This window comes from Micromonospora sp. NPDC049203 (genome assembly GCF_043197215.1).
In the GTDB taxonomy this organism is placed as follows: Bacteria; Actinomycetota; Actinomycetes; order Mycobacteriales; family Micromonosporaceae; genus Micromonospora.
On sequence record NZ_JBICSV010000004.1, the window covers coordinates 330,582 to 344,998 of the forward strand.

The following is a 14,417-nucleotide window of genomic DNA, read 5'->3' on the forward strand; positions in this document are numbered from 1 at the left end:
CGCCACCTGGAGGGGTACGGCAGGAGCAGGTGCGCGACCCACGCTAGGCCGAACGGTCGGCACCAGGGTGAACGCGGGTGAACGACGCTGGGCCCGCAGGTGAACTTTGCCGAAAGCGAGAGTGATTCGTCCCCCTGTGACCGATCTCCGGGTTAACAATGACCCTACGATCGCCGGGTGGAATGGGCGGTGGCCGTCGTGGTGGCCGGAGCGCTGGTGACCGGGCTGGTCGCCGGGGCGCTGCTGTCCGGACCCGTTGACGAGTGGCGGCGCCGCAGGGCGTCGCAGGGCGGCGGGATCCTCCGTCGTGACGCAGGGAGGACGAACATTCCGGACGACCAGCAGGGGGGCCTGCCCGGGCTCGGCCGCAAGACGATCGACTCGCTGCGCGCCGGCGTGGTGGTGCTCGGCCCGGACGACGTGCCGGTGCTGGTGAACCCGGCCGCCCGGGCGATGGGTCTGCTCCGTACCGGGGCGACGCCCGGGTCGATCGCGGCACACCCGTTGATCCGTACCCTCGCCGGGCAGGTCCGCCGCACGGGCGTGCGGCGCGAGATCGAGCTGGACCTCCCCCGGGGTCGCGACGGCGGTGGGGACAACCCGCTCGGCGTGCACCTGCGGGCGATGGGACTGGGCTCCGGCTACATCTCCGTCGAGGCGGTGGACGTCACCGAGTCACATCGTCTCGCCCGGGTACGCCGGGACTTCGTCGCCAACGTGAGCCACGAGCTGAAGACGCCGATCGGCGCGCTGCAACTGCTCGCCGAGGCGCTCGTCGACGCCACCGAGCCGGCCGCCGACGGCGCACCCGACCTGTCCGAGGACCTGGTCGCCGCGCGGCGGTTCGCCGAGCGGATCCAGCACGAGTCGACCCGGCTCGGCCGCCTGGTGCAGGAGCTGCTGGAACTGACCCGTCTCCAGGGCGCCGAGCCGCAACCCGCCCCCGAGCCGGTCTCGGTGGACTGGGTGCTCGCCGAGGTCGTCGACCGGACCCGCACCGCGGCCACCGCCCGCCGGGTGGAGATCGCCGTCGGTGGGCAGCGGGGCCTGACCGTGTACGGCAGCGACAGCCAACTGGCCACGGCGGTGGCGAACCTGGTGGAGAACGCGATCAACTACTCCGGCGAGGACACCACGGTCCGGGTGACCGTCACCGGCACCGAGGAGCACGTCGAGATCGCCGTGGCCGACCAGGGCATCGGCATCGCCCCGAACGAGGTCGACCGGATCTTCGAGCGCTTCTACCGGGCCGACCAGGCCCGCTCCCGGTCCACCGGCGGCACCGGCCTGGGCCTGGCCATCGTCAAGCACATCGCCAGCAACCATGGCGGCCGGGTGGACGTGTCGAGCACCCTTGGTGGGGGATCGACGTTCACTCTCCGGCTGCCCGCACGCCCCCCGGACGACCTGGAGACGACACTCGCCTCCGCTGGGATCGAGGCCGGCCCGGCCGAGCTCCGGCAGGTCTGACCACAGGAAAGGAAACACCCGTTGAGCCGCGTACTGGTGGTCGAGGACGAGGAGTCGTTCTCCGACGCCCTGTCCTACATGCTCCGCAAGGAGGGGTTCGAGGTCTCCGTCGCCGCGACGGGCCCCGCCGCCCTCACCGAGTTCGACCGGACCGGCGCCGACATCGTGCTGCTCGACCTGATGCTGCCGGAGATGTCCGGCACCGAGGTCTGCCGGCAGCTCCGCCAGCGCTCGCACGTGCCGATCATCATGGTCACCGCGCGGGACAGCGAGATCGACAAGGTGGTTGGCCTGGAGATCGGCGCCGACGACTACGTGACGAAGCCGTACTCGCCGCGTGAGCTGGTCGCCCGCATCCGGGCGGTGCTGCGCCGGCAGAGCGCCGAGTCGAACGAGACGGGTGCGCCGACGCTCGCCGCCGGGCCGGTGCGGATGGACATCGAACGGCACGTGGTGACGGTCGGCGGCGCCGGGGTGCAGCTCCCGCTCAAGGAGTTCGAGCTGTTGGAGCTGCTGCTGCGCAACGCCGGACGGGTGCTCACCCGGGGGCAGCTGATCGACCGGGTCTGGGGCGCCGACTACGTGGGCGACACCAAGACGCTGGACGTGCACGTGAAGCGGCTGCGCTCCAAGATCGAGCCGGAGCCGTCCGCCCCGCGCTACATCGTCACGGTCCGCGGCCTCGGCTACAAGTTCGAGCCCTGACCCCTCCGCCGCCGTGGCTCGCGCGCCGACCCACGCCGATCTTGGAGTTGTGGCTCCCCGAATTGCCCTTTTGGTGCAGGTTCGCGAGGTACCACAACTCCAAGATCGATGAACTCGCCCCAGACCGCAGCGGATCCTCGTACGCGCTGACCGCTACCACCCCCTGAACGCCGCGATCTTGCACTTCGGTACCCCGCATAGCGCGCGAATGGGGCATCCGATGGGCTCAAACTGCAAGATCGCCGGTTTGTCCCGCAGTGCCCGCCTCCCGCCCACGATCTGCCCCGCCCGAGGGCGTCGATCATGAAGTTGACGGCGCTCGGTGTCCGTTTTGTCGCCGCCAACCTCATGATCGCCGGGCACCGGGTGCCGGGTGACCCGGGAGTGCCTCTCGGGGGTGATCAAGGGGTTTGTGTCGTCGTTGGCGCAGAAGGCTGCCGCAAAGTCCTTGATCACGGGTGGCAGGGCGCGGTGCTGGGGGCGGGACTTGGGGGTTTGGGGTGGGTGTCTGGTTCGGGGGTGGTGGGCGGCACTCTGGGGGTGGAATCGTCGGCGGGCCGGTGGCGTTGTAACCGGGTGAACGACCGAGCGCGGCTCGCCCCAGGCGGGGCGGGTCCCGGGGAATCTCGCCGGGCCGCCACGCGTTGAGTACGGTTCTGGCGGCGTGAGGCCCGCACCTGCTATCCCGGGTGCGTGAGACGTCCTCGGGAATCATCCCGGGCCGCCGGTCGTTGGACATCCTTCCGGCGCCGCGAGAGGCCCCGCCCCGTGAGTAGCCGAACCCCCTTGAGACTTTGAGCGCCTGACGGTGCCCCCGCATCCCGTCCCTCGGGTGCGTCGACCCCCGAATGGAGCCCCATCATGAACACGATCCTGCGTAAGAGCGTCCTGGGTATCGCTGGTCTGGCTTTCACCGGTGGCGTGTTCGCCGGCCCGGTCGCGGCCCACGCGGCGGACACCACCCACGCGGCCAAGCCGGTCTCGGCCACCGTGCAGCAGGGCGACAAGCTGGTCCCGCACGGTGTGCAGGGCAACCAGTCGCGTATCGAGTTGAACGACGAGCAGACCGCCAATGTGAAGGCGATCATCGCGGCGACGAAGAAGGCCGGTATGGACGAGCGTGCCGCTGTCGTGTCGATCGCGACGGCGTTGCAGGAGTCGAAGCTGGAGAACCTCGGCCACCTCGGTGACCGTAACGACCACGACTCGCAGGGCCTGTTCCAGCAGCGCCCCTCCAGCGGCTGGGGCACGGTCGAGCAGATCACCGACCCCGAGTACTCCACGACCGCGTTCCTGAAGGGTCTCAAGCAGGTCGACGGCTGGCGCGACATGCCGCTGACCAAGGCCGCCCAGACCGTCCAGGTGTCGGCCTACCCCGACCACTACGCCCAGTGGGAACAGCAGGCCGCCGACCTCGTCGCCGAGCACTGGAACAAGTAAGCGAGACAGGCCGGCACCCCGAACGGGGTGCCGGCCTTCACGCGCTTGCCGGGTGCGGGGCGACCTGGCCCTGGCGCTGCCGGGCGGCGCAGAGCTCGGCGAGCTTCGCGTACGCGGGCGCGCCGATCAGCGCGGTCAGCTCCGGGCCGTACGAGACGTACATCGGGTCGGTGCCGACGTGCGCGTCGGTGGAGGACGTGCACCACCAGTCGAGGTCGTGCCCGCCCGCGCCCCAGCCGCGCCTGTCGAACTCGGCGAGCGTGGAGATCAGCACCTTCGTGTTGTCCGGCCGCTTGTGCCACTCCTGGTCGCGGCGTACCGGCAACTGCCAGCAGACGTCCGGCTTGTACTCCAGCGGGTGCACCCCGTCGCGCAGCGCCTGGGCGTGCAGCGCGCAGCCGCCACCGCCGGGGAAGTCGGCGTCGTTGAGGAACACGCACGGGGCGTCCACGTCGCGGGTGGCGGTACGCCGGGCCGGGGTCTTGCCGTCGACCGTGTCGTTCTCGGTCCAGTTCTTGAACCCGCGCCGGAAGTGCTGCCACGTCTCCGGCGTCAGCCGCTTCACCGCGGCCCGGACCCGCTTCTCGTCGTCGGAGTCGGTGAAGAACGCGCCGTGCGAGCAGCAGCCGTCGGCGGCCCGGCCGGCGATGATGCCGTGGCAGCCCTGGCCGAAGACGCACGTCCAGCGGGACAGCAGCCAGGTGAGGTCGGCGCGGACGACATGCTTCGGGTCGGCCGGGTCGACGAACTCGATCCACTCCCGTGGGAAGTCCAGCCCGACCTCGCGGCTGCGCGGGTCCTCGGGGTCGTCCACCAGCACGTGAAGCTCGATCTGCCCTGTCACTCGGACCAGCGTACGCGCGGTGACCCCGCCCGGCCGTCGAGCCGACGAAACGTGTTGGCCCTAGGGTCTTTCCCATGCGACTGGGTGTCCTCGACGTCGGTTCCAACACGGTGCACCTGCTGGTGGTGGACGCCCACCACGGCGCGCATCCCTGGCCGGCGCACTCGGAGAAGGTGGTGCTGCGGCTGGCCGAGCAGATCGGGCCGGACGGCGCGCTCACCGTCGGCGGCGCGGACGGCCTGGTCAAGGCGGTCGGCATGGCCAGGGCGGCGGCGGACGGGCTGGGCGCCGAGGATCTGCTGGCGTTCGCCACGAGCGCGGTCCGCGACGCCACGAACGCCGCCGACGTGCTGGCGCGCGTCCGCGACGAGACCGGCGTACGCCTGGAGGTGCTCTCCGGCGCGGACGAGGCGCGGATGACGTTCCTGGCGGTGCGGCGGTGGTTCGGCTGGTCCGCAGGGCGGCTGCTGGCGATGGACATCGGCGGCGGCTCGCTGGAGCTGGCCGCCGGCATCGACGAGCACCCGGACGTGGCGATCTCGCTGCCGCTCGGCGCGGGGCGGCTCAGCCGGGAGCGGCTCGCCGTCGATCCGGCCGGCGCGGCGCCGCCGCCGGCCGAGGCCGTGGAGGAACTGCGGGCGTACGTGGACGCGCAGCTCGACCCGGTGGTGGAGCAGTTGACAGCGGTGGGCTGGGAGCGTCCGGTCGCCACCTCGAAGACCTTTCGCACGCTGGCCCGGCTGGCCGGAGCGGCACCCTCCGGCGCGGGACTGTGGGCTCGGCGCAGCCTGACCCGTACCGGCCTGCGGCAGGTGCTCGGGTTCATCAGGCACATCCCGCCGGCCCAGCTGCCCGAGCTGGAGGGGGTCAGCGCGCAGCGGGCGCACCAGCTCCTCGCGGGCGCGGTGGTGGCCGAGGCGGTGATGCGCCGGCTCGACGTGGACTGCGTGGACATCTGCCCGTGGGCGCTACGGGAGGGTGTGATCCTGCGCCGGCTGGATCAGCTCGCGCCGATGTGACCGTACGAGCGCTCTGGGTAGTTTTGCGGTTGCTCGTCCCGATGCTCGCTGGCGGTTGGGGCTACCCTCGAAAGCGTGACCTACCGCGTTCCGGTGCTCCTGTCCACGTCCTCGGTCTTTCCCGAACGGACCGCGGCGGCGTTCCAGCTCGCCGCCGAACTCGGCTACGACGGCCTCGAAGTGATGGTCTGGACCGACCCGGTCAGCCAGGACGCGGGCGCGCTGCGCGGCCTCGCCGAGCACTACGGCGTACCGGTGCTGTCGGTGCACGCCCCGTGCCTGCTCGTCACCCAGCGGGTGTGGAGCCCCGACCCGTGGGAGCGGCTGCGCAAGGCCGCCGAGCTGGCCGAGACGCTGGAGGCGCCGACGGTCGTGGTGCACCCGCCGTTCACCTGGCAGCGTGACTACGCGCGCACCTTCGCCGACGGGCTCGACACCATCGCCGGGCAGTTCGGTGGGCTGCACTTCGGGGTGGAGAACATGTACCCGGTGCGGATGGCCGGGCGGCAGTTCGTCCCGTACGCGCCGGGCTGGGATCCGACCGAGATCGGGTATGCCTCGTACACGCTCGACCTGTCGCACTGCGCGGCCTCGCACACCGACGCGATGGCGATGGCCGACCGGATGGGCTCCGGGCTGGCACACGTGCACCTGGGCGACGGCACCGGCGAGGGGCGCGACGAGCACCTCGTGCCGGGTCGCGGCGGCCAGCCCTGCGCGGAGATGCTGCGCTCGCTGGCCGGGCGGGGCTTCACCGGCTCGGTGGCGGTGGAGGTGACCACCCGGGGCGCCAAGAGCCGCGCGGTCCGTGAGGCGGACCTGCGGGAGTCGCTGGAGTTCGCCCGGGCGAACCTGACCGCGCCCTCGCCTGTCGACGTCTGACCGCGACGCGTCGCCCCGGCCGGGCGGCGGGTCAGCTCACCGGGGACAGCGGCTGCGCCGGTACGGCCTGCTCGCCGACCGCGGCCCGCTTGCGGGCCCGATGCGCCGCCACGTGGGAGCGGGTGGCGCAGCGCTCGGAGCAGAACCGGCGGCAGCAGTTGGACGAGGTGTCCAGGTAGACGTTGCCGCAGCGGTCGTCGGCGCAGACCCCGAAGCGGGCGCTGCCGTACTCGCAGAGCCACACCGACAGGCCCCAGACCGCACCCGCCAGGTATTCGGCGGAGACCGACGCGCCCCGGCTGGTCACGTGCATGTGCCAGTCGGAGGAGTCGTGGCCGGAGATGCGCGGCTGCACCGGGAACGCCTCCAGCAGCGCGTTCAGCTCCGCCACCGCCTCGTTGTCCCGGCCGGAGGTGCCGTATTCGAAGACGTCCCGGAGGCGCTTCTGCGCCCGCCGGAAGATCGCGAGGTCCCGTTCCGCGACCTCGTCGCGCATCCAGGCGTTCTCGTCCGGGAAGAGGGCCCGCAGGCCGTCGAGGTCGTCCAGCCGGGCGTTGACGAGCTCGACCCCGGTCCGGGCGTACGCGTCGAAGTTCACGACACCAACGGTAGACGACTCACGGCAGACGCGGTGCGTCGATGTAGTGGGGCAGGAACCGCGCGTAACCGTCGGTGATGAGGCTTTCGCTTTCCCGTACGCCCGCGCCGGCCGACTCGCCGTCCACGATCCAGCTACCGAGCACCGTCCGGTTGCCCTCGAACTCGGGCAACGCGCGGAACTCCTGGAAGCAGAAGCCCTCCTCGCCGTAGATCCCCGGGTTGGTGATCTCCGTGTCGCCGGTCACGATGCGTACCGATCCGCCTTCGCGGCCGAGCAGCGGCTTGGCCACGTACTCGGTCATGCCGCGCGGCGAGTCCAGGTACGCGGGCAGCAGGTACTCGTGCCCGGGGTACAGCTCCCAGAGCACCGCGAGCAGCGCCTTGTTCGACAGCAGCAGCTTCCAGGCCGGCTCGATCCAGGTGGTGGGCGTGCCGGGGTCGAGTGCCGGCCGCCCGTACGGCTCGGCGAGCATCCACTCCCATGGGTAGAGCTTGAAGCAGGTGGTGATCGGCCGGTCGTCGGCGTCGACGAAGCGCCGCCCGTCCCAGCCGACCCGCTGGATCGGCATGAGCGTCACGTCCAGCCCGGCCTGGCGGGCCGTCTCGGCCAGGTAACCCGCGGTGATCTGGTCCTCGCCCGACTCCTCCTCGGAGGACCAGAGCACGTGCGCCCGCGGCTCGTGCAGCCCGGCGCCGATCTTGGCCCAGGCGCCGACGAGGCGTTCGTGCAGGCTGTTCCACTGGTCCGCGTCCGGGCGGGTGTGCTCCAGCCAGTACCACTGCACGATGCTCGCCTCGACCAGCGCGGTCGGGGTGTCGGCGTTGTACTCCAGCATCTTCGGCGGCCCGCTGCCGTCGTACCAGAGGTCGAACCGGCCGTAGAGCGTCGGCGGGGACTCGCGCAGCGAGCGTGCGACCGCCTCGGCGGCCCACTCGGGGATGCCGAACTCGGCGTACCGGTTGCGGGCCACCACGTGCTCGGCGGCGGCCACCGACATCCGGTGCAACTCCTCGGTGGCCTCCTCCAGCCGGAGCACCTCGTCCAGCGTGAACGCGTACGCCGCCGTCTCGTCCCAGTACGACATGATCTCGCCGTCGGGCAGCTCGGTGTCGACGTACACCAGGCCCTGGGCCCGGATGGTCTCGTCCCAGCCGGGGCGCGGTGTGCTCGCCTCGCGACGCACGTCAGCCGCCGCAGGAGGCGAGGTGGGTGCCGAAGCCGCCGCGTTCGGGCAGCGCGGAGGTCGTCGGGAACGCCTCGCCGCGCGCGCCGGTGGTGGCCGTCGCCGCCGGTACGCGCTGGGCGACGGCGACGACGTCGCCGCCCCCGCCGGCGGGGCCGAGCGCGCAGTCGTCATCGTCGTCGTCGTAACCGTTGTTGCAGCCGGAGAGCGCGAGGGCCAGCGCGGTCAGCGCGCCGAGCTGCACGGAGGCCGAGCGGAGCCGGCGCCGGGGGTGTCGTCGATCCACGTGAACGTTGTAGCCGATCCGCGCCAGCCGGGGGTGCCCGGCCCAGGTCGGAGGAGGGTGCGGGCGGGCCTCGGACGTACCCGGCGGGGGTCCGGTGGTGAGCGTTACGCTCGGCTCATGCTCCGTTCCGTCATCCTCGCCGCCTCCCGGTCTTCCCAGGTGGAGCGGCTCGTCGCGACGGCCCCGTTCACCCGGGACGTCGTCCGCCGGTTCGTCGCCGGCGCCGCCACCGACGACGCGCTGCGCGCCACCCGCGAGCTGGTCGCCGACGGCCAAGCGGTCACCCTCGACTACCTGGGCGAGGACACCACCACCCCGGAGCAGGCGAACGCCACCCGGGACGAATACCTCACGCTGCTGAGTCGCCTCGCCGCCGCCGGGCTCACCCCGGGCGCCGAGGTCAGTGTGAAGCTGTCCGCGCTGGGCCAGATGTTCGACGAGCAGTTGGCGTACGACAACGCGCGGGCGATCTGCGCGGCGGCCGACGCGGCGGGCACCACAGTCACGCTGGACATGGAGGACCACACCACCACCGACTCGACGCTGGACATCCTGGCGAAGCTGCGCAAGGACCACCCGTCGACGGGCGCGGTGCTCCAGGCGTACCTGCGTCGGACCGAGTCGGACTGCCGGGAGCTGGCCTCGGCCGGGTCGCGGGTGCGGTTGTGCAAGGGCGCGTACAAGGAGCCGGAGTCGGTGGCCTACCAGTCCGCCCGCGAGGTGGACAAGTCGTACGTGCGCTGCATGAACGTGCTGATGTCCGGCGACGGCTACCCGATGCTGGCCACGCACGACCCGCGGCTGATCGCGATCGGGGAGGACCGGGCCCGCTGGTTCGACCGCGACCCGGCCCGGTTCGAGTTCCAGATGCTCTACGGCATCCGCCCGGAGGAGCAGCAGCGCCTGGTCGGCGAGGGTTACACGGTGCGGACCTACGTCCCCTACGGCGACCAGTGGTACGGCTACCTGATGCGCCGGCTCGCGGAGCGCCCGGCCAACCTGGCGTTCTTCGGCCGCGCGGTGCTGTCGAAGAAGTGAACCGGGCCTGACACCCTCGTCTGTCCCGAGACAGGCCGGCGGAGACCTCTGGTCCCGCCGGCCTGTCTTCGTCTCGGGACGGCTTCTTGACGGCTCAAGCTAATGGCATTAGCTTAATGGCTATGACAGTTAGCCAAGTGGCGCGGGACGGCGGCATCATCGCGTTCGAGGTGCACGGATCGGGGCCGCTCGTGGTCCTCGCGCACGGCATGGGGGAGAACCGGGCGGCCTTCCGGCACCTGACACCCCTTCTGGTCGCAGCCGGATACCGGGTCGCGTCGGTCGACGTACGCGGCCACGGCGACTCCAGCCCGCAATGGCCCACGTACGCCCCCGAGCAGGTCGGCGGTGACCTGCTCGCCGTGGTCCAGGCGCTCGGCGGTGAACCCGCCACACTCGTCGGCAGCTCGTCCAGCGCCGCCGCCGTGGTCTTCGCCGCCGCCGAGGCGCCGGAACTGGTCAGCGGCATCGTGCAGATCGGCGCGTTCGTCGGCTCGCCGAAGCCGAACCCCCTCATGCGTGTCGCGCAGGCGGCAGTGCTGCGCAGCCCTCGGCTGTTCGGGCTGTTCCACCGCACGCTGTTCCCGTGCGGGCGGCCGGCGGACGACGCCGCGTACCGGAAGGAACTGGTCGCCAGGCTGCGCGGCCGGATGGCCGCGGTGCGCGGGGTGATCGCACCCGCCGACCCGCACTGGACCGCGCGGGCACCCGAGGTACGCCGGCCGGTGCTGGTGCTGATGGGCACGAAGGACCCGGACTTCCCCGACCCGGGCGCCGAGGCGCGGGCCGCGCGGCGGCTGTTCGCCGTCGCCGAGGCCCGGATGGTCGCCGACTCCGGGCACTACCCGCACGCCGACCAGCCCGACGCCACCGCCACCGACCTGGTCGAGTTCCTGGCGGTGACCGCGCGTGCCTAGGGCCGGCCTGACCCCGGCGACGGTGGTGCGGGAGGCCGCCGCGCTCGCCGACGAGGTCGGCTACGAGAAGCTGACCCTTGCCGCGCTCGCGACCCGGCTCGGCGTCGCGCTGCCGAGCCTCTACAAGCACGTCCGGGGCGCGGACGCGCTGCACCAGAAGCTCGCCGTGCTCGCCACCGCCGAGATCGCCGACGTGCTCACGGCCGCCGCCGCCGGTCGCTCCGGCGGCGACGCGTTGCGCGCCGTCGCCGCCGCCTACCGGGAGTACGCGCGGCGGCACCCCGGCCGCTACCCGGCCGCCCAGCGCGCACCCGACCCGGCCGACCCCGACCACCTGGCCGCCGGGGAGCGCGCGGTCGGCGCGATCCGCGCCATCCTGCTCGGGTACGGCCTCGACGGCGACGCCGCCACCGACGCCATCCGGATGTTCCGGGCCGCCGTGCACGGCTTCGTCGCGCTGGAGGCGGCAGGCGGCTTCGGGCTGCCCCGCGACACCGACCGTTCCTTCGGCGAGCTGGTCTCCGGCCTGGACCGTGCCTACCTGTCCTGGGAGAACCGATGAGGGCGCTGCTCGGCGTGATCTTCCTGCTGGAACTGGCCCTGCTGGGCTCGGTGCCCGACCCGGCCAAGCTCGCCGTCCAGACCGCCTGCTTCCTCGCCGGCGGCGTGCTGCTCACCCTGGCCGGACATGCCGTACCCGCCGTGGCCTCGCCACCACGGCGAAGATCCCGTTGAAGACATCCACGAACAGTGGTGTGACGAGGATCACATGTGCCGGCCATTCATGCAACCTTCTCCGCTTCTGAGATTTGAATCGCTATTTATTGTAGGCAATTTCTAGCCGGGCGTATCTATGATCGACAAGTGCTCCTTGTGCGGCTCCTGAGGGCGGATCTAAATGCTTCGCCGCAGAGGCTTCGTGAGTGTCAGGAAAGGGCGGATGAATGGCGGCGGAAATATGTTCGGAAGCTGTTTCTGGGCGTTTGGTCGAGGGTGTCTTTTCGCGCGTCGGGCTCGCGCACGCGTAGGCGTGCGCGTGCGTGCGCACGCGCGTCGCGCGAGGGGCGGGTGGCATGCGCGTGTCGCGCCGGCGGGACGTTCTTGGGTTGCATTTGCTTGCACCTTGATCCATTGCGTTTCGGAGCGTTTCAGTTCGTTTCAATCGCAGCTCAGCGCTTGTAGTTGAGGGAACCTTGGGGCAAGCTTCGTTGCGGCGGCGGTCGCCTGGGGACGCGCAGGCGTCCGGCCCGCTCCCAGCGCTCAGCGTCCGCTTCAGGCGGATTTCCCGAAGCTTCTTCATTGGTCTTGGCGGCTCGGGAATGAACAAGAAAATGGCTCCCGTTCCAGCGGGGGCCATTTTTATTTGAGGGCTCCTCGTTGCGATCGTGGCCACTCCGAACGCCGGAGGTCTCGCCTTCGCCGGGTTCCCCCCGATTCGATCACTTCCGATCGTAAGAATTGGTTTCCCAAAACGGTCTGCACCGGTTCGTGCTTCAGACCGGCTTCCGTTGGGGTCAATCGTCGTGCACCATGTTCGCCAAGCGAGGTGCGCTCGGCTGGAACCGAGGGCACGGCAATTCGCTCAGGTCCATCCCGGGCCGCCAAGACCGATGGCCCGGGTGTCTCCGTTCGCGGAGGCATCCGGGCGGACATATCTACGCCGAGAAGTGGAGCTAGACATGCACCTGAGGTTTTCCTGCAAGATCCTCTGGCCGCCAGCTACCACCAGGGAGCTGCGCGAGCGCCGTCGGCGCCGGCTCCGGCTGATCGTCCTGGTCGTCGTTGGCATGACGGTCACGACCCTGGTGCTGGCCGGGTACACCGTCGCGGCGGCGGTAAGCGCCATCCTGGCGGTCGTCGGGGCCGCCACGGCCGTCAGCGTGTATCTGGGCGGTCACCGCCGCGCTGGCACGGCATGAGCGCCGCCGCCGTGACCCGGGCCCAACTCGACCAGCTGGCCGGCCGGCTCATGCTGGAGTACCGCGAGGCCGGTGAGCCACCGTACAAACTACTTACGGACAGCATGGGCGTCTCCAAGTCCACGGTATCGCGGCTGCTCAACGGCACCGGCAGGACCTTGCCGCGCTGGTGGAAGGTGGAGGCGCTGCTAACGGCGTGCGAGGTCCAGGCCGCCACGATTGAGGAGATCAAGCGCGTGTGGATCGCCATCCGCAACGTGCAGAAGCCGATCTTCCTCGACACCGAGGCGATCTGGAGCGACTGAGGCGCCAGGCGACGAGGCCCGCATCCCGTCCGCCGGGGTGTGGGCCTTGCCCGGTGGCCCTCTGGGCAGCGGACAAGACCGCGCTGACGGTGAGCCGTACCCGATCTGAGAGAAGATCTCTGACTGGAGCGGAACTGCGGCGGGATTCTTTCCCGGAACGCCCGATTGGTCGTACCCTTCGCCGGTGACCGACGGCGACGAGCAGCCTCCCGGCCGGACGACGGACGGCGACGAGCCTCGTCCCACCGACAGCAGTACCACGGGCGCTGCCCTCGTCGCCGACGTGGATGCCGCCGACGTAGACCCGCCGTCGGCGAACCGCGCCGACGCCGCACCCCCGCCCCCTGCCTCCGTTCCGGCGGGCGACGGCGACTCCGCACCTGTGCCGAGCGAGAACGCCGACAGCGCGCCCGATCTCGGCGACCCGGCAGCGGACACAAGCCCGCCGCCGCACCCCGTCGCGGACACGAGTCCCTCGCAGCCCGTCGCCGTCGTGGCGCCGTACCCCGTACCGCCGGCGCAGCCGGACCCGGCGCGAACGGTGCGGGGACGACGGCGGTGGGCGCTCTGGACCGCGCTCGGACTCGCGCTCGGCCTGGTGGCGGGCGCGGTGCCCGGCGTACTCCTGCGGGAGCCGCCACCGGACGCGGCCGGGCGGACGGCCGCGAAGGACGACCCGGGCACGGCGGCGCAGCGGCGGCTCGGCGAGCGGATGCTCGCGCTGCTGGACCGGCAGGCCACCGCCCTCGTCCGCGCGGACCGGGCCGGCTTCCTCGCGGTCGCCGAACCGGCGGCCCGGGCGGGGCTGACCCGCCGGTACGAGGCGCTGCGGGCGCTGCGCGTCACCACCTGGCGGTCGACGGCCGACGGGGTGCCGGCGGCGGTCGACGGCAAGCCGGGGGAGTGGCGGTTCGTGGTCACAGTCGGCTACTGCTTCGTGGTGCCCGACTGCGCGCCGAGCACAGTGGAACTCGGCACGCGCTGGCGGCTGACGGGGGAGGAGCCCCGGCTGGCCGCCGTGGACCCGTCGGCCACGGACCCGGCGGGCGTGCGCCCGTGGCAGGTGAGCGACCTCGCGGTGGCGGTCGGCAAGCGGGTCGTCGTGGCCACCACGCCCGCCCAGCGGCGCCGGCTGCCCGGCCTGCTCGCCCAGGCCGAGACCGCCGCCCTGGCCGCCGACCGGTACGCGATCGGCGGGACGCCGCCGGACCGGTATCTCGTCTACTACGCCGGGAAGGGCGAGTGGCAGCGCTGGTACGGCGGCGGCCGGCCGAAGTGGACCGCCGGGTACGCGGTGGGCGTCGGCGGGGGACGGCACGACGTTGTGCTCAACGCCCAGATCGTCACCCCGGCCGGCATCGACGACCTGCTCCGCCACGAGCTGACCCATGCCGCCTCGCTGCCCGACCGGGGCTACGCCGACCGCGCGGACTGGTGGCTGGTGGAAGGGCTGGCCGAGTACGCCGGGGCCGACGGCCAGCCCGTGCACCGCTACGACGGCCTGGCCGAGGTGCGGAAGCTGCTGCGCGGCGGGTGGTCCGGGCGGCTGGACGCGGTGGCGCCCGCCGACGACGCCGGCGACGACCGGGTCGGCGGTGCCTACGGCGTCAGCTACCTGGCCGTACGCCATCTGGTCGACAGGTACGGCGAACAGCGGATGCTGGACTTCTACCGGGCCGTCGTGCACCAGGGCCGGTCCCCGGCGCAGGCCGCCGACGAGGTGTTCGGCGACCCGTGGTCGATGCTGCACGACGACTGCGTGGCCTATGTGCGTGGCGTGGTCGGCTGACACGTCGACGTCTGTCGAC

General features: G+C 71.8%; 16 protein-coding genes. 12 read left to right on the forward strand and 4 right to left on the reverse strand.

The window, feature by feature from the left end; translation table 11 throughout:
- Positions 1–177: 177 nt before the first annotated feature.
- From ACGFIA_RS14000 to ACGFIA_RS14010, 3 genes are all read left to right on the forward strand, one after another.
- The gene (locus ACGFIA_RS14000) at positions 178–1,470 is read left to right on the forward strand and encodes a sensor histidine kinase (protein ID WP_393260161.1); all 1,293 of its coding nucleotides are present in this window, start codon (positions 178–180) and stop codon (positions 1,468–1,470) included.
- Positions 1,471–1,491: 21 nt separating this feature from the next.
- A complete protein-coding gene (locus ACGFIA_RS14005; RefSeq protein ID WP_030272198.1) occupies positions 1,492–2,175 on the forward strand; it encodes a response regulator transcription factor in 684 nt (227 codons plus the stop codon).
- Between the two features lie 861 nt (positions 2,176–3,036).
- The gene (locus ACGFIA_RS14010; protein WP_393260163.1) at positions 3,037–3,615 is read left to right on the forward strand and encodes a hypothetical protein; all 579 of its coding nucleotides are present in this window, start codon (positions 3,037–3,039) and stop codon (positions 3,613–3,615) included.
- Positions 3,616–3,652: 37 nt separating this feature from the next.
- Here the strand turns inward: ACGFIA_RS14010 and ACGFIA_RS14015 are convergent, their stop codons facing one another.
- Positions 3,653–4,459 carry a hypothetical protein gene (locus tag ACGFIA_RS14015; protein ID WP_357389666.1) on the reverse strand — a complete coding sequence of 269 codons (807 nt, stop codon included), beginning with the start codon at positions 4,457–4,459 and terminating at the stop codon, positions 3,653–3,655.
- 74 nt (positions 4,460–4,533) lie between these two features.
- On the opposite strand from ACGFIA_RS14015, the gene ACGFIA_RS14020 reads away from it, so the two are divergent.
- Complete coding sequence (locus ACGFIA_RS14020) at positions 4,534–5,478, forward strand: Ppx/GppA phosphatase family protein (RefSeq protein WP_357471763.1); 945 nt, start codon at positions 4,534–4,536, stop codon at positions 5,476–5,478.
- A 75-nt stretch (positions 5,479–5,553) separates the two neighbouring features.
- Positions 5,554–6,360 carry a sugar phosphate isomerase/epimerase gene (locus ACGFIA_RS14025; RefSeq protein ID WP_357389670.1) on the forward strand — a complete coding sequence of 269 codons (807 nt, stop codon included), beginning with the start codon at positions 5,554–5,556 and terminating at the stop codon, positions 6,358–6,360.
- A gap of 31 nt (positions 6,361–6,391) precedes the next feature.
- Here ACGFIA_RS14025 and ACGFIA_RS14030 read toward each other — a convergent pair whose 3' ends face one another.
- From ACGFIA_RS14030 to ACGFIA_RS14040, 3 genes are read right to left on the reverse strand one after another with little or no spacing between them, the layout of a single operon-like run.
- On the reverse strand, positions 6,392–6,958 hold the full coding sequence (locus ACGFIA_RS14030; RefSeq protein WP_357389672.1) for a CGNR zinc finger domain-containing protein: 567 nt from the start codon (positions 6,956–6,958) through the stop codon (positions 6,392–6,394).
- 19 nt (positions 6,959–6,977) lie between these two features.
- Positions 6,978–8,144 carry a glutathionylspermidine synthase family protein gene (locus ACGFIA_RS14035; RefSeq protein WP_393260168.1) on the reverse strand — a complete coding sequence of 389 codons (1,167 nt, stop codon included), beginning with the start codon at positions 8,142–8,144 and terminating at the stop codon, positions 6,978–6,980.
- A gap of 1 nt (position 8,145) precedes the next feature.
- Complete coding sequence (locus ACGFIA_RS14040) at positions 8,146–8,430, reverse strand: hypothetical protein (RefSeq protein WP_357389676.1); 285 nt, start codon at positions 8,428–8,430, stop codon at positions 8,146–8,148.
- A 117-nt stretch (positions 8,431–8,547) separates the two neighbouring features.
- Here ACGFIA_RS14040 and ACGFIA_RS14045 point away from each other — a divergent pair, with 117 nt between their 5' ends.
- From ACGFIA_RS14045 to ACGFIA_RS14075, 7 genes are all read left to right on the forward strand, one after another.
- The gene (locus tag ACGFIA_RS14045) at positions 8,548–9,468 is read left to right on the forward strand and encodes a proline dehydrogenase family protein (RefSeq protein WP_357389678.1); all 921 of its coding nucleotides are present in this window, start codon (positions 8,548–8,550) and stop codon (positions 9,466–9,468) included.
- A 122-nt stretch (positions 9,469–9,590) separates the two neighbouring features.
- Complete coding sequence (locus ACGFIA_RS14050; RefSeq protein WP_393260171.1) at positions 9,591–10,385, forward strand: alpha/beta fold hydrolase; 795 nt, start codon at positions 9,591–9,593, stop codon at positions 10,383–10,385.
- Complete coding sequence (locus ACGFIA_RS14055) at positions 10,378–10,947, forward strand: TetR/AcrR family transcriptional regulator (protein ID WP_393260173.1); 570 nt, start codon at positions 10,378–10,380, stop codon at positions 10,945–10,947. Before ACGFIA_RS14050 ends, ACGFIA_RS14055 begins: the two co-directional genes overlap by 8 nt.
- Entirely contained in the window at positions 10,944–11,120 is a 177-nt protein-coding gene (locus tag ACGFIA_RS14060; protein ID WP_393260176.1) for a hypothetical protein, read from the forward strand. The genes ACGFIA_RS14055 and ACGFIA_RS14060 overlap by 4 nt, the downstream gene beginning before the upstream one ends.
- 944 nt (positions 11,121–12,064) lie before the next feature.
- The gene (locus ACGFIA_RS14065; protein WP_393260179.1) at positions 12,065–12,304 is read left to right on the forward strand and encodes a hypothetical protein; all 240 of its coding nucleotides are present in this window, start codon (positions 12,065–12,067) and stop codon (positions 12,302–12,304) included.
- The gene (locus tag ACGFIA_RS14070) at positions 12,301–12,609 is read left to right on the forward strand and encodes a helix-turn-helix domain-containing protein (protein WP_393260182.1); all 309 of its coding nucleotides are present in this window, start codon (positions 12,301–12,303) and stop codon (positions 12,607–12,609) included. The genes ACGFIA_RS14065 and ACGFIA_RS14070 overlap by 4 nt, the downstream gene beginning before the upstream one ends.
- Positions 12,610–12,793: 184 nt before the next feature.
- Positions 12,794–14,398 (forward strand): hypothetical protein, encoded by a 1,605-nt coding sequence (locus tag ACGFIA_RS14075; protein ID WP_393260185.1) that lies wholly within the window; start codon positions 12,794–12,796, stop codon positions 14,396–14,398.
- Positions 14,399–14,417: the final 19 nt, after the last annotated feature.